14 protein-coding genes and 1 pseudogene are annotated in these 20,508 nt (G+C 59.0%); 5 read left to right on the top strand and 10 right to left on the bottom strand.

What is annotated here, in order from left to right; all coding sequences use genetic code 11:
- Positions 1-133 precede the first annotated feature (133 nt).
- The gene (locus tag BV034_RS20290) at positions 134-1,354 is read left to right on the top strand and encodes a KamA family radical SAM protein (RefSeq protein WP_050028824.1); all 1,221 of its coding nucleotides are present in this window, start codon (positions 134-136) and stop codon (positions 1,352-1,354) included.
- A 461-nt stretch (positions 1,355-1,815) separates the two neighbouring features.
- Here the strand turns inward: BV034_RS20290 and BV034_RS20295 are convergent, their stop codons facing one another.
- Positions 1,816-2,163, bottom strand: a complete 348-nt coding sequence (locus BV034_RS20295) for a VOC family protein (RefSeq protein ID WP_050028806.1) — start codon at positions 2,161-2,163, stop codon at positions 1,816-1,818.
- A gap of 13 nt (positions 2,164-2,176) precedes the next feature.
- Positions 2,177-3,757, bottom strand: coding sequence for a hypothetical protein (locus BV034_RS20300; protein WP_265593240.1), 1,581 nt, complete (start codon positions 3,755-3,757; stop codon positions 2,177-2,179).
- Between the two features lie 193 nt (positions 3,758-3,950).
- Between BV034_RS20300 and ispE the strand changes: the two genes are divergently transcribed.
- Complete coding sequence (ispE, locus tag BV034_RS20305; protein ID WP_050028808.1) at positions 3,951-4,808, top strand: 4-(cytidine 5'-diphospho)-2-C-methyl-D-erythritol kinase; 858 nt, start codon at positions 3,951-3,953, stop codon at positions 4,806-4,808.
- A gap of 744 nt (positions 4,809-5,552) precedes the next feature.
- Here ispE and BV034_RS20315 read toward each other — a convergent pair.
- The 3 genes from BV034_RS20315 to BV034_RS20325 are packed head-to-tail and all read right to left on the bottom strand — an operon-like array spanning position 5,553 to position 10,276.
- Entirely contained in the window at positions 5,553-7,058 is a 1,506-nt protein-coding gene (locus BV034_RS20315; protein ID WP_050028810.1) for a hypothetical protein, read from the bottom strand.
- A 6-nt stretch (positions 7,059-7,064) separates the two neighbouring features.
- A complete protein-coding gene (locus BV034_RS20320; RefSeq protein ID WP_050028811.1) occupies positions 7,065-9,314 on the bottom strand; it encodes a c-type cytochrome in 2,250 nt (749 codons plus the stop codon).
- A 44-nt stretch (positions 9,315-9,358) separates the two neighbouring features.
- Entirely contained in the window at positions 9,359-10,276 is a 918-nt protein-coding gene (locus tag BV034_RS20325) for a sugar phosphate isomerase/epimerase (RefSeq protein ID WP_050028812.1), read from the bottom strand.
- 199 nt (positions 10,277-10,475) lie between these two features.
- On the opposite strand from BV034_RS20325, the gene BV034_RS20330 reads away from it, so the two are divergent.
- A complete protein-coding gene (locus tag BV034_RS20330) occupies positions 10,476-11,564 on the top strand; it encodes a L,D-transpeptidase family protein (protein WP_050028813.1) in 1,089 nt (362 codons plus the stop codon).
- A gap of 277 nt (positions 11,565-11,841) precedes the next feature.
- Here the strand turns inward: BV034_RS20330 and BV034_RS20335 are convergent, their stop codons facing one another.
- From BV034_RS20335 to BV034_RS20345, 3 genes are all read right to left on the bottom strand, one after another.
- Positions 11,842-12,600 (bottom strand): MBL fold metallo-hydrolase, encoded by a 759-nt coding sequence (locus BV034_RS20335; RefSeq protein ID WP_050028814.1) that lies wholly within the window; start codon positions 12,598-12,600, stop codon positions 11,842-11,844.
- A gap of 358 nt (positions 12,601-12,958) precedes the next feature.
- Positions 12,959-13,147 carry a hypothetical protein gene (locus tag BV034_RS36275; protein WP_265593241.1) on the bottom strand — a complete coding sequence of 63 codons (189 nt, stop codon included), beginning with the start codon at positions 13,145-13,147 and terminating at the stop codon, positions 12,959-12,961.
- Between the two features lie 529 nt (positions 13,148-13,676).
- Positions 13,677-14,795 (bottom strand): DUF4034 domain-containing protein, encoded by a 1,119-nt coding sequence (locus BV034_RS20345; protein ID WP_050028816.1) that lies wholly within the window; start codon positions 14,793-14,795, stop codon positions 13,677-13,679.
- A gap of 522 nt (positions 14,796-15,317) precedes the next feature.
- Between BV034_RS20345 and BV034_RS20350 the strand changes: the two genes are divergently transcribed.
- Entirely contained in the window at positions 15,318-16,700 is a 1,383-nt protein-coding gene (locus BV034_RS20350) for a GH1 family beta-glucosidase (RefSeq protein ID WP_265593242.1), read from the top strand.
- Positions 16,701-16,828: 128 nt separating this feature from the next.
- On the opposite strand, the gene BV034_RS20355 is transcribed toward BV034_RS20350, so the two are convergent.
- Both BV034_RS20355 and BV034_RS20360 read right to left on the bottom strand, forming a co-directional pair.
- Complete coding sequence (locus BV034_RS20355) at positions 16,829-18,169, bottom strand: phospholipase D-like domain-containing protein (RefSeq protein WP_081887977.1); 1,341 nt, start codon at positions 18,167-18,169, stop codon at positions 16,829-16,831.
- Positions 18,170-18,574: 405 nt separating this feature from the next.
- Positions 18,575-19,891, bottom strand: a complete 1,317-nt coding sequence (locus tag BV034_RS20360) for an IS4 family transposase (RefSeq protein ID WP_081887979.1) — start codon at positions 19,889-19,891, stop codon at positions 18,575-18,577.
- Between BV034_RS20360 and BV034_RS35100 the strand changes: the two are divergent.
- A pseudogene (locus BV034_RS35100) lies at positions 19,785-20,508 on the top strand (IS3 family transposase); the annotation flags it as partial. The gene BV034_RS20360 and the pseudogene BV034_RS35100 sit on opposite strands and share 107 nt — an antisense overlap.

Consider the following 20,508-nt stretch of genomic DNA (forward strand, 5'->3'; position numbering starts at 1 on the left):
CATTTCCATCCCGCCGCAACCAATCCCCATGAAAAGTTTCAATCCAGAAGGAGACCAAGACAGCCGCAGCTGTCGTACTTCTTACGAATTTGACACCAACAACGGCCGTTCTAGCATCACGGCACAACACTCCATGCTCACATCCAGCCTTCCTGAAAAAGCGTTCCGCAGCCACGCCCCCGGCTACTGGAAAGACAAGAACGTATCCGAAGCGGAGTGGAACAGCGCCCAGTGGCAGCTGAAGAACCGGGTCAACTCCCTGGCCAAACTGGAGGAGCATCTGGTCTTGAGCGAGGAAGAGCGCGCCGGGGTGCTGCTTTCCGGCAACAAGCTGGCCATGGCGATCACGCCCCATTTCTTCAACCTGATCCACCCCACCGATCCAGACTGCCCCATCCGCCGTCAGGTGATCCCCCGCATTGAGGAGACCTGGGACGACCCAGATGAGATGTCCGACCCCTGTGGCGAGGATTCCCACATGCCAGTTCCCGGCTTGGTGCACCGCTATCCAGACCGCGTGCTCTTCCTGGTGACGGACCGCTGCGCGAGCTACTGCCGCTACTGCACCCGCAGCCGCGTGGTGAGCGGCGTAGGTGACCAGGAACTGCACACAGAGTTTGAAGCTGTCTTCAAGTATCTGGAAGCCCACACCGAGGTGCGTGACGTGCTCTTGAGCGGTGGCGACGCCCTGCTCTTCTCCGACGCGAAGCTGGAAGGCATCCTCAAACGCCTGCGCGCCATCCCCCATATCGAGTTCCTGCGTATTGGTTCCCGGGTGCCCATCTTCCTGCCCCAGCGCATCACGCCCGAACTGTGCACCATGCTCGCCAAGTACCATCCCTTGTGGATGAGCGTGCATACCAACCATCCGCGTGAAATCACGATTGAGGTCAAAGAAGCTCTCGAACGCCTGGCCAACCACGGCATCCCGCTGGGAAATCAGAGCGTGCTGCTGCGCGGCGTGAATGACGATCCAGAAGTGATGAAGGCCCTGGTGCACAAGCTTCTCATGAGCCGTGTGCGCCCGTACTATCTCTACCAGTGCGACCTCATCCAAGGCAGCTCCCACCTCCGCACCAGCGTGAGCAAGGGGCTGGAGATCATCGAAAGTCTTCGTGGCCACACCACTGGCTACGGTGTCCCCCAGTTCGTCATCGACGCCCCCGGCGGCGGCGGCAAGGTGCCGGTGAACCCGGAATACGTCCTCGCGAAGGACAGCCACCATACCCTCATCCGCAACTACGAGGGCAAGGTGTTCGACTACCCCGAACCGGAGAGCGCAAAATCCGCAAACCTCTTTGCGAGCGGCACCAACCGTCTGTCCATGACTTGGGCGCCCTCGGCCAAGTGGTAGGGCCACGAACGTGCGATTCAACCAACCACTTGGAGGCACAGTCCGTTGCCTCCAGGTCGGATCGGAGCATTAGAGCGAGTTCGGTGAGGACACTCGCTTCTGAGCCGTCCCGCATGCGGGAACAATGCCATCAGGGAAAAGCGATGGCACCGCTGTTTTGACTGCCAATGGGTTTCAGAATTGGATCGTCGTGAGGCTGGCAAACTTAGGTTCCAGTTGGTGAAATCACAGGTTCAAAAGAACCGAAGGCTGGGACTCATCAAGCCTGCCCACCGCTAACATCCCTGAATGAACCGGGCCCACAGCCCTCAAATTTGCACACCCAGGGAGGAGTTGTGATGAGTGGCGACTTGCTACCTTGATGGGATAGGTCCCGCATGCGGGACGGCTCAGCAGAAGCTCAACGCACCCTGCCAGCCCATCGTTTTATCGAACTCCCCATTAAGCCAAACGCCATCCTCTCACCCCACATACTCCGTCAGCATCACCAGATTCCCCTCTGGATCCACAAACCTTCCCAGCTTGATGGGCTCGCCCTCCCGCTGCACAGGAGGCTCCACGATGCTCCCGCCCGCCGCTTCGACGATGGCACAAGCTGCCGCGGCATCATCCACCTGGAGGCTTAGACTGGTGACGCTCTGCTCCCCTTCCCCGCCACCATGCAAGGCGACGATGGCATCCCCAAACAACAACTCCGACCACCATGGGCTGACGAAGCCCTTTTTCAGGCCAAAGGTGTCGACATAAAATGCAACGGCCCGCTCCATGTCCTGGGCCATGAGGACATACTTTACCTTCTCGAGTTTCATGGGAAAAGTTCGTTCAGACGATCAAGTCCTCGAACCCTTCATCAAAACATCGGCGACGCAAGTGATACTGTCCATTTTGTTCCACCAGATAGTGGGTCTTCCGCTTCACATGCGTGTGCGGCACACTGCTCAATCCAGGTTTGCACAGGCTGAAATCAACGCGTCCCCTTCGGAACAGCGTTTCCAGAAATGATTGGGTAGCCTGTTCTACTCCCGGCACCGGTGTGGACCCTGCATCCGGGGCGGCCGGAGCAATCATCCCACGCCGTGAGAAGGACGCCGTCCGCACGACCAGCGCCCCTTCGCCCAAGCCGTAGGCCGTAGCACGCATCATCATGTCGCGACCACGGGGCATCTCATCGCCTCCTGGGGTGGGTTTGCCGGCATTGAGCGCCCGGTTGGCCTCAGCGCGCAGGCTGCGCACCGCTTCCAGGCTCAACAGACCACGACGCACAAAGGCGCTGCGGAGCACCTCGTCATACTTGCCGCTGAACAGGGCGGCGTCCGCCCAGATCACCTGCGCGGCCACTTCGCTGTAGAAGGCAGCGCTCAGCGCCGCGGTACGCACGGCCTTGGCCAGCAAGGCAGCGGCGTCTTTTGCGACGGAGAGCAGATCAGCGGCAGTCGGCTCAGCGGCATGTACCTTGAGCATGCCCGCCATGGCCTCGAAAAATCCTGAAGTGAAAACGCGGGAGAATGAGTGTGGATCTGAGGACAACTCCGAATGCGGCGCCATGGGCGGCAGGTGCATGGGCTCCCGGTAGAACAAGGAATTCACCGCGTTCCGCAGGCAGTCCGGCGGCGCAGAGCCGGAGTTCAGATCATGCACGGCCTTGCCATACTGCACGGCAATGCGTGACAGTGTGGAATTCTGATAAATCAGCCCGCCGGTCTCTTTGATAACGTGTTCACAAACCGACTCCAGCTGCAATGCGGTCAACAACGCCGTGATATCGGCAAAGGACTCGTGAAATGCGGCCACCTCATCAAGCGCAGCATCCCACAGATCCGGCCTCAGGGCATCCAGCACGGCGTGGCCCAGTTCGTGGGCGACAATGTCAGGGCTTTCGGCAGTATGGATGGCGCGGCCTTTGACCTCTCCCGTGAAGAAGGAAATGGTCTTGCGGTCATAGTAGGCGTTGAGGTCGTTCGTGCCAGCCACGTCCACCTCCAGAGGTGCCCCACCTTGCCAGTGCACAGTCTCGGGAAGATGCGGCCTCCAGACTTCCCTCGCCCGACGGAGGGCGTCGGCGGCATTCCAGTATCGAAAATTGTCGGTCCCTGGCGGGTACACACCCGGCTTGGGAGCCTCTCCACGGAGTTGAAGCGGCAAGCTTCCCAGAGTGAGGGTGGCAGGCGAGCGATGAGCCAGCTTCAAGCCCGATTCCGGATCGTCCTCCCAAGCGGCGACGGAAACCACTGTCGGAGCCGCGGGCTTCGCTGTAGCTTTTGCAGCCGCCTTGGGGGCGGGCTTCTTAGAAGCCGGAATAGAGACCGGTACAGCCTTTGACTTTACCAACGCTGGTTTCCTTGCAAGTGGAGCGGCCGTCTTGGCTGGCGACTTCTTAGCGGGGGGTCGCTTGAGATTCTTCATGACGTGAATGACAAAAACGTGCCAGATGTCCGCCCCATGAACCTCCTCAAAGGTCCTGGTGAATTTTTGCCAAGGCTACTTGAATTAGCAGGAATTTGACAAGTTTTTTGGACAGTTGTCTGGCTTTTTTGAACATTTGCATCGGAAAGCATCCTCGTTGACCGAAGGCCCGAACCGCGTATTCACGAAGGCGATGTCGTCACCCGTTCTCCAACTCTCCTGCCCTGCCAAGATCAACCTGCACCTGCGCGTGTTGGGGAAGCGGGAGGATGGCTTTCACGCACTGGACACCCGACTCTGCCCGCTGGACCTGAGTGACACCCTTTCTTTTTCCGAGGCTTCAGCGACTCCTAGGATCAGCCAACTGACCTGCTCTGACGCCTCCCTGCCCACCGATGAGACGAATCTGGTGATGAAGGCCCTGCGTGCCTTTGAAAAGGCCACGGGAACCCCTCAATCTTGGAACCTGCATCTGGAAAAGCGCATTCCCCACGGGGCTGGACTGGGTGGCGGCAGCAGCAACGCCGCCATGACGCTGCGAGGGCTCAACTTGCTCTCTGGACATCCCCTGTCCCAGGAAACGTTGGTCACCCTCGGCTCCCAGCTGGGGTCTGATGTGCCTTTTTTCCTGTACGACGCCGTTTGCGATGCCACTGGCCGGGGCGAGGTCCTGACCCCCTTGGATTTCCCCTGGCAGCTCCCTGTGGTCCTGATCAAACCGCCTTTTGGCATCCCCACCCCATGGGCATACAAGCAGTGGAGCACATCCACCCAACTGCATGGGGTGCTCTACGCTCCCCAACTCTGTCCTTGGGGCCCGATGGTGAACGATCTGGAGCGACCGGTCTTTGAGAAGTGGTCACTCCTCCCCGCCCTTAAGATGTGGCTGCTGGATCAAGTAGAGACCCGGGCGGCCCTCATGTCGGGCTCTGGCTCGACCGTCTTTGCCGTGGCGCAATCGGAAACGGATGCAGCAGCCCTGGCAACCAAGGCTGCTGCGCACTGTGGTGAGACCACCTGGGTGAAGGTGGTGCGGGCGGGGCACCCCTGAGGACGCCCAACTTCATAAGCCTCAGCGAATTTGGATCGTCCGAAGCTCCGTCTCGTAGGGATTGGTACTCCGCACTATCCGCTGGTGCACGAACCTTTTCCCCGCAAAGTGGACAACCTTCTCAGAGACGATATCCCCTGTATGGGGACTCGAGGCGCAGGAGGCCTGAAAGATCAGGGCCACAAGAGTTAAAATAACGGGGGTAAGTTTCATCGATGCGATCTGTATCATCGATGCTATTACATTGTAAAGGCAAAGTGACCAGCTCCCCACAAAAAATTGGGCTGGGCGAACTCCCATTCGCCCAGCCCTATTGGCATCAACCTCAACACATATCCCGCTTGCGCGGGCTTAATTGACAACAACCAATCACTCTCAAGACAGCAGTGCTGGTAATCACTCACTCAGCACTACAGAAGAGTTAGTATCGGTAGGGTGGAGAGTGTTCAAAGAATCCCAAATTGTTGGAAATGGGTCCTGCAACCGTTCGCGGCAGCTGGTGTCGGTTGCATGGCCCCTAAAAAGAGTTGGGCTGGGCGAACTCCCATTCGCCCAGCCCTTTTGGCATCAACCTCAACACATATCCCGCTTGCGCGGGTTTGATTGACAACAACCAATCACTCTCAAGACAGCAGTGCTGGTAATCACTCACTCAGCACTACAGATAGATTAGAGTTGCTGCTACCCACTGTGTTCAATGCGGGGCGAATCTTTTTGAAATTATTTTCACTGGCCTGATCCCACTCATTTCCCGGGAATCCGGTTTAATGTATAATAACCCTCAGCATGAGCCAGTTGCGCCCCCTTTTTTGACCGCACACCGGGGACGACTAATTCGTGCACATAGCCTTCCCGGAGGCCCTCGCACTTCAGAAGGACGCTTTTTGCGCCTGGCTCCAGGGTAACCCGGGAGATGGTCACGGGCTTGGTCTCCACCTCGTCGCCACCGTACTTCTGGTGGTAGAGGTAGGTGTAGCTGCTCATCTGATAGCTGCCAACGGCGCTGGTGGTCGCAGGATCGACCTCATCGGTAAAGGTCACCCGGAAGCCGTCAGGTTGCGCTTCCATCTTCTGAATCTCAAAGGGTGTCTGGCCAGTCCACTGGATGCGCTCCAGACCGAATGAACGTGTGCCCTGAGAGTTCCAGCCCCGGTTGGACTCGCCCACCAGCAGGGAACCGTCCTTTAGAAAGGCCAGGCTCAGAGCCGCGCTCTGCAAACCGTCTTGGAAACGGAACACCGCCCCCTGGTACTCGCCGCCCACTTTTTCCAGGAAGACGCGGTTCACGCCAGAAAGCACAAACTCTCCCACGAACATCTGCTTCTCAAACGGGCCAAACTTTCCACCCGTGAGGTCACAAACCAACCCCGTGGGGCTCTGCCCTGCCTTTACATATGGAAACCATACAGCGGGCAGCGCAAACCCCTTCACCTGACGGGAGGCCTCCACCACGGTGATGCCCTGGGGCAGTTTCCCGGGATCGGCCACTGGCGACTCCGGAAGCTGGGCATCCGGCAACGAGTCCGCGTGACCGAAGAACGCACCTTTGCGCAGGTGAAGCAGCGGGTTGGTGCTCCACCAGTTGCCCTGCTGGTCCGTACAGAAAACGTCCCCCTCCCCGTTCACGGCGATGCCGCAGGGCGAGCGTAGTCCTGCACTCATCGGGGACAGCTTGCCATCAGGTGAGACGCTCACCGCCCAGCCACGCCAGTGTTTCTCCTGCATGCGATGACCGGCGAGTTTCACCGGCCCGCCCATCGAGGCATTCAGGGTAATCCAGAAGTTCCCCTCCCGGTCCAGCACCGGACCGTAGGCGTACTCGTGGTAGTTTCCGCTTACCCCCCAGCCCTTGGCCACCGCCAGATACTCATCAGCCACGCCATCCCCGTCAGTGTCACGGATCTTGGTCAACTCCGAACGCTGCACCGTATAGAGAGCACCGTCATGCCAGAGCAGCCCCAGTGGCTCGTGCAAGCCCGAGGCATAAAGACGGTAACCCACGGCCTTGGCATCCGTGGGATCAGCCTCGGGATGTTCCAGGATCCAGATCTCCCCCTTGCGGACGGAGACCGCCAGCCGCCCATCGGGCAGCAGCGCCAGGCCGCTGGCCTCCAGCTTCACGCCATCCGGCAGCACATATGGCGTCACCGTGTAGGCGGGATTCGCGCTGGCAGCATGCGCCACCGATGGGAGCTGGGCCATGAGGAGGGCGGCCAGCATGGGCAGCCCGGTGGAGATGTACTTTCGCATGTGGCGTTAAAACTTGATGTATTCCTCGAACTCCACCGTTCCTTTGGTCAGGCTCACGGGTTTGGGTTGGGCGGTCTTGTCCACGCCCAGGAAGTACCAGCCTTCTGCAACCGCATCACTGGCCCCGGTGATCTTGATCTTCCTGAGCAGCCCGTCCCCTTTGGGAGCCGGGCTCATCGTATCCTCCACCTTCAGCCCGCCCACCTCATAGAGGAAGATGGGGGTTCCATCTTTGGACATACGGTAGCCAACATAGTGGTAACCTGCCGCCTCCCCACAAGCTTCCGGCCAGGAATCACTGGCGGATTTCAGGCGGGTCAAAGGCATGCGTGGTGGCAGGGCAGGTCCCAAGGTACCCAGCGGTTTCGCGGGGGTCATGGCCCGCTCTTCCCAGGTGGTCATGGCATCGATAAAGCGTCCCTTCCAGACCACGGCCCAGTGCATCTCGAGCGCGTCGAATGCAGCGTGCACGCCCTTGGGGCTGCCTACGGTCACGGCCTGCATGCCGGCCCCTTCTAGGAAAGTGCGGAACACTACCGGCCGATCTGATTTTTCCGGCTTGATCTCATAGTCTCCAGTCTGGAGAAGGCCCTCTGGCAAACGGGATTGGTCGAGCTCCTTGAGGTAGGTCCAGAGCTGCTCGATTTCCTGGTCGGCCTTCTTCCGGCCCATGAAGAGCGGCGGCATCAGCGTGCCAGGCTGCGTGACCTGGGGATTGAGCAGGAGTTCTTTGAAATACTCTGGCGTCAACCGGTGCACGGTGTGGGTCAGATTGATCACCGGCACCCCCAGCGACTTGCGATCCTTCAGCCCGTGACAGGACACACACCCCAGGCCGCCCGTGCCCACACCCATGAGGCCGCGCCCCAGCTCAGAGCGATGGTGCTTGAGCAGACCGCTGGTATCGATCGCGATCGGTTTCTCAGGCTTGGCCGACTCCTTGAGCGCCGGGAGGAAGCCCACGCAGTTGTCCTGGCCAAAGCGGGGCATGCGGGTGGTCATGTAAGACCGCACCCCGCCACCTGTGCCCCAGAGCAACCTGGCAAACCATTCATCCGTCAGTTTACGCCCGGCCACGTCCAGCTTGGGCGGCAGACGGCCCAGTTCACCCAGAGAGTGCGCGGCGGCCTCGTACACGGTCAGGTACTGCGCCCGGGGCTCCTCCAGCCCACCCGTGCCCCGCCATTCGTGGCAGGCGTAGCAGTTCATCTTCATGAGGAAGGCATCCACGGTCTGCAGGGTGGACCGCGGTTGCGGTGTCGTGCCCTGCACGTCTTTCAGCGCCAGCAGCATGGCCCGACGCTGCAGATCGCTCATGCCGTAGTCTGGAATGCCCGCCTTCTTCGCAATGGAGAGGCATCCCTCCGTCACCCGCAAGTCTTTCAGCGGCTTCACGCGGGGCAGAGGCTCCACCTTGCCAGCGTCATGACAGGCCGTGCAGCCCTGGGCCACGAACTGCTTGCGCCCCTCCTCCGGGGTTTGAGGAGGCAACGCCAGCAGCGTGCGCTCCATGGTGTTGGAGGGTTCGCGGTTTAACTGGAGGTACGCCGCCACGTCGGCCGATTCCTGGTCGGAGAGCTCTGTCGCGGGCATGCGCCCGGCATGGCGGATGCTCAGCGGATCCTGGAGGAACGCCGCCAGGGCGTGGAAGTCATACTTGTCCGCCAGCAGCAGGGGCACAGAGGGCAGCCCCGGCTTTTCCACATCAAGTCCAGGCGGAGCCTCAACGGGCTTGTAGTCCGTAAGCGCTGCGGGTTCATGGCAGGCCACACAGCCGATTGTGTGGTAGAGCTGGCGTCCCCGCTCCACATCCCCTTGCGGAAACTTCTTGGGCTCCTTCTTCAGGCTGGAGAGGTACACCGTGAGCGCCTCCACCACCTTCGGATCCCGATCCTCACCCGCGAACAGGCCCGGCATGAGGGTGCCCTTCTTGCGATGCTGGGGACTGCGGATGAAGAGCCAGAGTTCGTCGGCACTCAAGCGGCTGCCGACTCCATCCAGCGCCACTTTTGGACGTGTTTCCAGGCGATCCTCCCAGCTCTTGGGCGCTGCGTGACAGCCCGTACAGTTGAACTCCTGGAGCAGCAGCATCCCGCCCTGCGCGAGGTGATCTTCATCATCCTCAGCAGAGTAGAAGCGGTCAAAGCCCGCCACGAAGGGATACTCAACGGGATCCGCCTGACCAGGATGGGCAGCAGATTTACTGGCCAGTGCCAGACAGAATGCCAGAGGGGTGAGATAGCGCAGCAGAAGCATGCCAGGGCTGTGGAGTGGATGAATGAAGGGCCGGATGTGCCAGCCTAAGCCTTGGCGAGACAGTTTTCCAGATAGGTCCGGGAGTGATTGATCTCCGCCGTCGTTTGCTCCGCCGTGGGCAGGATGGGGATGCCCCGCGGGGTGGGATGCATGAAGACCTGGGTGTACCCGGCAAACCGAATCTCCTTGAGCGCCTTCACAATGGGGACGAAGTCCAGCTTGCCCCGACCAGGCAGTTGCTGTAGTTCCTCGTCCTTGGGCATCGGTTTCATACATCCCATCCCGTACTCCCAGGCCAGAAAAACCGTGAGCTTGCTGCCGAGTTCACGAATGAGACCAGCAATGAGCTCCGGATCCTGAGGCAAGTGATAAGGCGCGAGTTCAATGCCCATTGGCAGATCCTTGCCGAACTCAGCGAGCCAGCGGATAGCGTCAGGTGCATCGATCAGGTTCTTGCCGTGGTTCTCGATGGCGATGGTCAAGCCGAGCTCCCCTGCCCTCGCCAGGTGGGGTTTCAGCTTCTCCACAAACTCTTGGACCGCTTTTTTCAGGTCCGGCCCCGTCAGGCCCACCGGACCGGAGCCTCCCGTGACGAGCACTTTCCCCCCAAACTTTTTGAGCACCAGCATCTCCTCCTGAAGCTTGAACGGGCCCAGATCATAGCGGGTGATGCAGTCAAGCTTCACCTTGTGAGTCTCCAGCAGGGCGGCCACCTTCTCATGCCCGAGCTCGTCCATCTGCTCCCGCTGGGTACCATGCCTACGCGGCCACACATCCAGACTCGCCGCCCCGGTCTTCGGGGTCTCAGCAATCACCGCCTCCAGCGGGAGATTGCCGTACATCGCAGAGCTGGTGAGGTATCGAAAGGCAAAAGGGGCCTCCGCACCCGGTGCGGGCGCAGGGGAAATAGCGAGGGCGGCAGTGCCCAGCGTGGCAGATCGGAGAAAGTCGCGGCGTCTCATGGTGGGGGTCGAAAGTCAATCAGGGGCAACTGGGCAAAATGGGGAGAAAGTCTAACGCAGACTCATGCCGCAAACTTTTCCGACTTTTTTGCCGCTTTTAAGACTTCCCCACCCGGCTCACTTCCGAATAGAAACGAGACACTGCTTGCAGATCGTATTTTATCCCACATTGTTCCCCGACCCTCACCCACGGCGATTCATGAAACCGCTCTCCCTCGCGGCCTTGTGCGTGCCCCTTCTTGCGTTCTCCAGCCTGGAGGCGGAAGAACTCCTGTCGATGGAGACCAGCACGCGGCGCTCCAGTGCCGTAACCGAGGTGCCCAGGCCCTCTGCGGTGACGGAGTTGCCCGCGACGGTGGCCCCCACCTTGCCTACCAATGCAGTAAATCAGGTGCCCGGTCAGCCTGGCATCTATGAGGCGGTGCTCGCAGGCGATCAGGAACTCGTGTCAGGTCTGCTGAATGAAGGGTACTCGGCCAACGAGATCACCCCTGAGAAGGACACTCCCCTGTGCCTGGCGCTTCGCTCCGGCCAGCCTGCCATGGCGATCTTTCTGTTGCTCCACGGGGCGGATCCCAACTTGGCGGGGGCAGATGGTCAGACTCCCGTAGCCCTGGCCTCCCTGCGGCGCCACCCCTTCCTCCTGAAGGCCCTTCTGGCCGCAGGTGGTAACCCCAGCAAGCCGTTCGCGTCCCCCGTCTCGTCCGAGATTGTCAACTCCGTGGCCGATGAATTCCTGCGCTGGCAGCTGAAGAGAGAAAAGCACATCACCCCGCTCATGGCCTGCGCTGGCCGCGGCGATGTCGAGGCCGTCGCCCTCCTGCTGGAGTACGGGGCCAACAAGCAGTCGCACACCATGCCCAGCTATCGGTACGCGATCAATTTCGCCGCCGACCAGCGCTTCCTGTATGTCATGCGCATCCTTCTGGGCCGCCAGCCTGAGTCTGAACCTCACATTCTGGTCACAGTGGATCTCAGCAACCAGAAAGCCTGGGTAGAAATCGAAGGTGTCCGGCAGATCGACACCAAGATCTCCACCGGCCGTGCTGGCTACCGCACCCCTGCCGGGCGCTACGTCATCACGAACAAGTACAAGGACTGGACCTCCACCATCTACAAGGTGCCCATGCCCTACTTCATGCGCCTCAACTGCAGCTCCATCGGCCTGCACAGCGGCTACGTGACCGGACGCCCTGCCTCCCATGGCTGCATCCGCCTGCCCAACGAAATCGCCAAGAAGATCTTCGGCATGGTCCGCGTGGGTGATGAGGTGCATATTATTCCGTGAACCGTGAATAGCGGTGCAGAGCTGATGCAGCCTTCAGCTTCACTGGCAAAGTAGTACAGCATTTCGATGCGTCACTCGCGCTGCCGGACGCTATCCATGCCGAGTCAAAGCGCCCTGCTACTCACAGCTATCGCCTGCCGCGTAGCACGGTTGTGCCAACCGGCTGCGTGAGCGGAGCGAGGAATCGAGTCATACCCCTGAGCCCAATGACCGCCTGCCACTTCTGGAGTGACCCCCGCGCTATTGCCGCTAACCGCGAGACAAATCGCCCCCCCTTTCACGTCCCAGTCGGAAACTCACTGAAATCATGGTAGCCCACCAGATCGACCTCCGCCGCATTGTCCTTCACCAGTCGGCGCAACTCCGCCAAACTCGCCCGCCGCAACCCATCATCCTCGGCCCGCATCGCCGCCAGCGCCGACACCGGATGATCGTCCATCGAGAGCTCCACCTTCAGGTAATACGCATCCCCCACATGCAAGAGCCATCGCTCACCCACCTGAACTGCCACCCCGCAATGTCCGAGCGTGTGCCCAAAGAGCGGTACGAGGTAAATATCGCACCCCGGCACCAAAGCCATCCGCCGAGCCTCCAACCCGAACCAGCGCTCAGATGAAACCCCGTGCACAACCCACAGGGGGCCATGCGCAAACTGAGCCGCTGAGTATCGCCCGTTGCCAGACTCGATCTGGGCCAACTCCTCGGCTGCCACATGCACCTTCGCCGCCGGGAAATCTGCCAATCCACCTACATGGTCATGATCGCCATGGGTGAGAACAATGTCTGTCACGTCCCCCACCCGAAAGCCGAGCCCCGCCACCTGCCGCGCCGCCGTCAGTTCTTCGTGAAACTGAAACCCTGCGGCTCTAATCGCAAACGGCCCAATCCGCTCAAGAGGTCGCTTGATATCCTCCAGGCCGATGCCTGTATCCACCAGTACCAACCTGCCCTCATGCTCAATCAGCAAACAATGGCATGAGGCCTTCGGCCCGGGCGGAGCGTGCAGAATACCGCAGTTGAGGTGGTGAATTTTCATGTGATGGGAAATGCTTCATCTTCTGTCGCGGGCTCATCCGTCAACAGGGTTCTGACTGGTTGAACTATCGTCCGATACAAAGGTGCCCTACCAGCCAATCCCACTCACTAACTGACGCAGCCACTTCGAACTGGATGTCTGGTGCACGATACGATCACGGAACACAACCAGATGAAAGATAGGGTCTTCAGGGCACTCGTGTGATACATAAATCGCGTAGCTCATCGGCAACTCGTTCAGTGTCTCGATGATTGCAGGCAAGAAGTCTGTGCCCACCAGCGCCTCACTGCTCAGCTCAACCGACATCCACCGGGACCTCCTGTGAGAGTCGTTCATCACAAAATTGCCATGCATGGGATCACAAACGCCCCCCCATTCTCTCCAGTTGCTGTCGAACGGCATCCTGCGCGTGCCAATACTCTTCATCAAATCCTTCATCGCCCAGCGCCGGCGGATTGAAAGGACCTTCAAACAACCAGCTCATGGCGTCTGCTGAGACGGCTTCAACTTTGATTTGGGGGCGCATAGCATGTTCAACGCCTTTCATGATCTGGCACCATTGTTCACGTCCAAATTGAGAGGTTGATGACCGTAATCGTCACTCTTTCCGCCTTCTTCAGCAGCCTCGCGATAGTCCCTATGCACTTCACACCTCAGCATACGGTACCGTGAGAATCGCAAAGAAAGAGCATGCCCACCTCTAGCTGAACACCGCTCTCAGATACGACGCTTCAGAAGAAACCAAGCAACAAGAAAGGCCACCACGGAACCGCCCAGCGAACAGAGCGCCTTGAATGCGGGTACAAAGTTTGGCCCCCCGTCACCCGCCGCGTTGGCTCTTCCTCCCAGAAAATGAAACGGGGCAAGAGCCAGCAGCACTCCTAACAACAGCGCGAGTATTCCAAAGACACTTCTCATAGATTCTCTCAGTTCTCCACCCCAGCCGATCAGCCTTATGTGCGGTTGGCACCCAATTGCGGCTCAGCGAGCTCTTCCGGGGTTATGCTGGTGCCTTCACGAGCGGCCCATTGAAATCGTCTCTTTGCCCAGAGACTTTCAGCCCCCTCCAGTTTCATTCACCACTTGCCCGTGCGAGCCCACTTGCGGTAATGCACGAAGCTCTCCTTCGAGGGCCAGACATTGCTGTCTTCAAGGTATCGATCCCCGAGCTCCTCGAAGTACGCCTTGGCGGTCGCATTGTCGTAGGCACAGGTGGCCAGAAGAGCGCCATAGCTGAGAATCTCCACCGAGTCAGGATACTTCTTCTTCAGGATCTCGATCCCTTCCTTGGTCTTGGGCCAGGAGGCCTTCGATTCCCTGAAGATGTTTTCGTGAAAGTCCACCAGGCGCATCACAATGCGAGCGTATCCTTCCGCACCAAGACCATCCGGGCGTGCTGCCATCTTGGCAGCAAATGCTTCCCATTCGCCTTTCTCTCCATGCCATCGGGGCAACAAGGAGTAGGCACGAGAGGCGTCATAGCCCCAAAATGTAGGCTCAAACGCATGAGCTTCATCCATGAGCTTTTCATAACCGGGTTTATCGAGTCCCACCCCCAAGGCAACCTGAAGGGCGACGAGGTACAGCACGGGATCCTTCTCGGGAAGCTTGCCAGCTTCAACAAGGACCTTGTTCGCCTGGGTGAGACGTTCTTTCATCAGTCTCCATCCTTCAGGGGTAACTGTGTTGGCATAGCCGGTGCCCCGCGCGTGCCAGGCGTAGTCCACGAGAAAGTCAGCGTAAGCGATGCGGGCCGTCACCGAGTTCGGATAGGCCTTTTGCCAAGCCTGGAGAGCATCTTCCGTCACGTTCCAGAGCCCCTGAGCATCGCGGTTCTTGCGCTCAAACGCCTGATAGAACTGCGAGATTTTCCAGGAACCGTTGCCGAACACCTCCTTGCTGGCGCGCGCAGCGGCAGCTTCCATCTCCATTTCGTCAAACTTCTGAGCATACAACAGCTCCGCCATCTGCTTGCGAAAAGCCGCAGCCTTTTCCCCACCTGGATCGGTTACGGACTGAAGGCGAATCGCCTCAAGGGCCTCCTCCTTGTCAATGCTCTCGGCAATTTCCTTCCGATTCGATCCGCCTGACGACCCGCTTGAAGAGTCGTTGGTGGAGAGCCGGAAGTCACAGCCAGTAAGCAAGGCAATCGGAAGCAGGGCAATGGTGACGAGACGGGAATTTGAGCGACGCATGATTGGGGGTTTATTTTATCGGATAGTATATTGTTGGCGGAATTGAGTACAAGGATCAAGTAGAGCTGGGCCACACTAACTCCGTTCCCCCTTTCCGATAGTCAATTGCTGGAACCGCACCTGGTACCCCCATCAAAGCTGACTTTGCGTACAGCTCTCAAAGAAGGGCAATTCCTACAATGACACTTCGTCTGCGTCCGCTGAATCCTGAGAACCTGTTTGGATAAAAACGCTGGGTGTGTTGCGAGGCATTTTGAGTCTGGGCAAGGCGTGAAGAGGGCGTGAATCGAGATTCACAACCGATGAGCAACGCCGTCCAGGCTCAAAAGGACCGCAACCCGGAGGGGCAGATCTCAGCCTCGGCGAAGCCTCTCTTATCTTAATCCCTTAATTTATCCTGCCACACCCAGATGTTTTTATCCAAACAGGTTCTGAGTCCCCAATTGTTTGCTTCACGCCATGCGCAAAAACTGCTCCAATTGGAAGCCAGCTAGCCAGCACAGGGGGAAACGGATGAATGGGATGACGACGCCTTTTAGATTCCCTGACCACTTCGTCTGGGGTGCCGCCACGGCAGCTGCCCAGATTGAAGGCGGGGCAACCGCCGATGGCCGGGGTCCGTCGATCTGGGACGAGTTCTGTCGTCAGCCCGGAAGAGTCCTCAATGGCGACACCACTGCCACCGCGTGTGACTTCTACCACCGCTGGCCTGAGGCCATTGCCTTGATGAAGCAAATCGGTCTCCAGGCATTTCGTTTCTCCGTATCCTGGTCCCGCATTCTCCCCGAAGGCACGGGAAGCATTAACCAGGCGGGTCTAGATTTCTACTCTCGCCTGGTCGATGGATTGCTTGAAGCTGGCATTCGCCCGTATTTAACCCTGTACCACTGGGATCTGCCTCAAGCACTTCAAGCACGCGGAGGCTGGCTGAATCGCGAGATCGCCAGCCATTTCGCCGACTACGCTGACGGTGTAGCCACCCGTCTTGGTGATCGCGTCAAGGACTGGATCACCTTTAACGAACCTCAGATCTTCCTCGGACTGGGCTACTCTGAGGGCAGCCACGCTCCAGGACTCAGGCTCTCGCACCTGGAGACCATGCAAGCCGTCCATCATGTAAATCTTGCTCACGGTCGGGCAGTCCCCGTCATCCGCCAACGCTCCAATGGTTCCAGGATCGGCTTCGCCATTGCCACCAAGATCGGGATTCCCGCTCGACCGGACGATCCAGCCTGCGTGGAAGCAGCGAGACGTCTCACGTTGGAACCCGAATGGCGGCCGGACCATGACCTCTGGCTGGACAATGTCTGGTGGCCCGAACCGATGATCTACGGCCGTTATCCCAAGATCCTCAGTCAGAACCTGCCTGCTTTTCTGGACGCCCTACCCGCGTCCGATCTCATGGAGATTCAGCAGCCGCTCGATTTCTTTGGATTCAACTACTACTTCGGACGCATTGTTGAAAGTGCCGTCGATTCCCAATGGCAGGTGCTTCCTGAGCGCCCCGGCGAACCCCGCACGTTGACCGGTTGGCCCTTGCATCCCGAAGGGATGTACTGGGCCTCGCGCTTCTTCCATGAGCGCTATCGACTGCCGCTCTACGTCTTCGAAAATGGCCTCTCCTCCATGGATTGGGTCGCCCTCGACGGCCGGGTGCATGATGCACAGAGGATTGATTTTCTGACACGCTACCTCCGCCAGTTGCATCGCGCCCATGCGGAGGGCATTCCGCTTGCCGGTTATTTCCACTGGTCGCTGCTCGACAACTTTGAATGGAGCCGCGGCTACCGGGAGCGCTTCGGCCTCATCCATGTTGACTACGAGAGCCAAGTCCGCACCCTCAAGGACTCCGCGCATTGGTTCAGCGAAGTCATCCGCAGCAACGGCACTATTCTTGAACCTTGAGCAGTTGTACGCACGTCAGGAACGGGCAGGCCTGATGCAGCCATTGAAGGGGCTTGATCGAGCCCCATGCCCACCAAATAACGTTATTTCTGTTCCCAGCGATGCTGCCCCCCTTGCAGTCCGGCGGGCTAAAGCTGAGAGCGGAAAGGTTTTACCACCCACTCCACAAAACGCTCCTTGATTGATCGCTTCTTGAAGTCTTCCAGGGTGTATTCTCTGGAGTTCTTGAAGTCCTCCAGGAATACACGGTTCATCTCCGCACCAAAACTTTCGTCATAGACTGAAATGTCAATCTCTTCATTGATGAGGGAGGACCTGGCGTCCAGGTTCGAGGTACCGATCATTGAGAACATTCCATCCACCACCATGGTCTTGGAGTGGATCATTGTGGGATTGAACTCGTAGATCTTAACGCCGGCTTTGAGCAACTCGCCGTAGCTTCCGCGGCCGGCGGCCTTCGTAGCAGGCTGGTCGTTGTATTTGCCCGGCAGGATCATCCGTACGTCGACGCCGCGCTTCACTGCCTCACGCAACACCCAGACTTGATCCTCGGTCGGGGTGCAATAGGGATTCGTGATGTAGATGGTCTTCTCCGCCGCGGCCATGGCCACCGCCTGGATCAGAGGCAGGGCTGCCACGGTGAATTCGTTGGAACTGGTAGCCTGCACCCTCAACGTGCCAGCCTTCTCCAGCACCGGGAAGTGATGTGCGCCCGTAAGCAGTTCTTTTGTTTCGCTCAACCAGTGTTGCTGGAAGGCGCTTTGCAGCTTGGCCACCACCGGCCCTTCCAACTTCGCATGGATCTCCCGCCAGTTGTCCACTTTAGCACCATCCCCCTCCCATTCGTCGGCAAAACCAGCCCCACCGGTGAATCCCACCTTCCCGTCGATCACAAGCACCCGACGGTGGGTACGGCGATTGATCCGGTCCAGACGCAGCGCCCGGGTGGGGTGATAATAGGCGAACCGGCAACCCGCGTCCGTCATCCTCTTCACATCACTGTTCTTCAGTGATGTGCCGGAACCGATGCCGTCCAGCAGGATACGAACCTCCACACCAGCCCTGGCGCGTTCATTAAATGCCTCAATGAACTGGTCTCCCACCTTCCCGGAATGAAACAGGAACGCCTCAAAATTCACGGTGTGTCGGGCTCCCCGGATGGCTTCCAACATGGGTGGAAAGATGCCATTTCCATTGTGCAGCAGAGTCACCTTGTTGCCCTCTATGGGCACGGCATCCGCCGCCGCATGGGCGGAGCCAAAGAAGGTAGCGTCGTGCACATTGAAGGTGTGACCAGGCCGGTAGGGCACGTACTCACGTCGCACAAAGAGGATGGCGACGATGCACGCCGTCGCGGCCACCAGACCCAAAAGCTCAGCCCACCCTCGGAGGGATAGCTTCCCCCAGCGAATGGTCGTCCAGCCCTTGAGCCTACCTGCCTTGCCAGTATCAGACGATGCGCGTGACATGAGATGAGTGTTAACCTCCTCCCCCGATTCGCGCCTGCCCACTCATACGGAGGTGGAGGAAGCAAGCCCGGAATCGCTCGGCTTCGACGGATTGCCAATACCGTGACAAAGCGATCTTGGCACACGCCCAATTGCTCACAAGCGTAGGACAGCGTGCGCATAGCCTGTCTCGTGGTACTTCTCGTGGTACTACTGCCGATGCACCCGCTTGTGATTGATCTTCCAGCCCTGGTTGCGCAACAGCCGCCAAATGCGCCGCTGTCCCCACCGGGGATGCGCTTCACTCAGTGCTTTCATTTCCACCACCAGTCGTCGCCCGCTCTCGTCGGGCGGCCTCTGATGCCGTTGCGTCGAACGATGCTGACCCGCTTTCTCTACAAATAGCCTGTCTAGAATGGCACTGACTTAAGCGGCGGCCTTGATTTTGGTTTTTCTTTGCGCCCGGTGAGGTTCCTCCTTCAGCAGGTGTCTTGGTCGAGTCAATAACTGGTAATTCTTGGGCCTGCGCTTCAAGCAGCGCGGCTCCCGCCGAAACGGTCGCTCCAACACAGGGTCATCTGCGATGCTCTGCAGCATCTGTACATACCACGTTTGGGCCTGCCGGTTGCTCGCAGCACTCCACAAGCTCCACTGCCACTGGTCGATCCTGTCCCTGGTTCCTTTGAAGCTCAGGTGGCCTTTGGACTCAAGGTCTCTGAGGGGCTCGGCCTGCGCCATCAGCAGCCAGACCACATTGTAAGCGATCATGTGCATAAGCAGTTCACGAGCCACCATGTGAGGGCTGCGCGTGCGCAACATGTCCATGTTCATGGTGGTCTTGATGTCAGCAAAGAACAACTCCACCTGCCAGCGTTTCAGGTAAAGCTTCGCGATCTCAGAGGCGTTCCACTCACGCGCATCCATGAGAGTGCTCACCAGCCACAACTTGCGTGTACGATGAGCCTTCACCGCGATCTCGACGCTCAAAAGACACACCTGCAGTTGCTCAGGGAGGGTGTGATGACGCGCTGCGTTGATGCTTTTGGCAATGCGTGGCGGCCTGGACCAAGTCTTCATGCGGTCACCTTTGCCCAGCCATCGGCCTTTGCGCAGATCACATTGGCGTGAGTGGTGAACTCGCATCACCACCTCGACACCCCGCTCTTTGAGCACGGCGATGAAGGCGTAGGAGCAAAATCCGCGGTCAGCCACCAGGATGTCCCCTGGGTGAAGGTGCTTGAGGAGACGCCACGCCATGGCCGCATCATGGACACGGGTTCCTCGTTTGACGGTGGCCAGCCACGCTCCTAAGCTCAAATCAAAGAGGCCCACCAGCTTCATAAGGGGAAAGCCGCAGCCTTTTTTTGACTGGGGCCGCAGGCACAGGCCTGGGAGTTGTGCCAGGTATCTTGCAGGGTGATACCAGTGCCGTCCATGACCAGCACCCTGCCTTGGTTGTTGGAGCTGAAATGTGCGCAGACGCATTGCGCCATGCGGCGGGCAGCCTTTAGGAGCAACTTGGGCAGGCGGGCACGGGCGCGGCAGTATGAGGTGGACCCCGAAAATCGGACCAGTGCTGAAGTTGTAGTTTTGGATTTGGGCGGGGCTGGAGTAAACCAGAACCTGAAACTCGAAAATGAAAGCCAAACGTAGAAGACACGACCCCGAATTCAAGGCCCGTGTGGCGCTCGAAGCGCTCAAGGGCCTCAAGACCATCGCTGAGATCGCCAAGGAAAACGACATCCATCCGGTGCAGGTCTCTGATTGGAAGAAGACGCTACAGGCAGGGATGGCCGGGGTCTTTGGTCAGGATCATGGCCGTGCCGACCAGGAGGAGCACGAGCGCGAACGAGCCCAGCTGCACTCCAAGATCGGGGAGCTGGCCGTGAAAGTGGACTTTCTGCAAAAAAAGTCCAAACAGCTCGGCATCTGGAACGACCTGCCGGGCTGGTCGAAAAAGAACACCCCGTTTTGAGCATGAGAAGCCAGTGTGAACTGCTGGGGGTGTGCCGCTCGATGCTTGGCTATGAGGCTGTGCCTGAGAGCGGCGAGGACCGCCGTATCATGAGGTTGCTCGATGAGCTTTATCTCAAGGATCCTTGCTTGGGAACCCGGCGCCTGTTGAAGGTGCTGGAGCGCGACCATGGCATCAAGGCCAACCGCAAGCGATTGCAGCGTCTGCGACGTCAGATGGGGCTGGAGGCCATCTACTGTCGTCCGCGCACGAGCCAGCCTGGAGAAGGGCACCGCATCTACCCGTACTTGCTGCGGGAGCTGGCTGTGGAGCGTCCCAACCAGGTGTGGTGCGCCGACATCACCTTATGTGCCCATGGCGCGAGGACACGCCTATCTGTGTGCGG

It is taken from the genome of Verrucomicrobium sp. BvORR034, from assembly GCF_000739635.1.
GTDB lineage: Bacteria > Verrucomicrobiota > Verrucomicrobiia > Verrucomicrobiales > Verrucomicrobiaceae > Verrucomicrobium.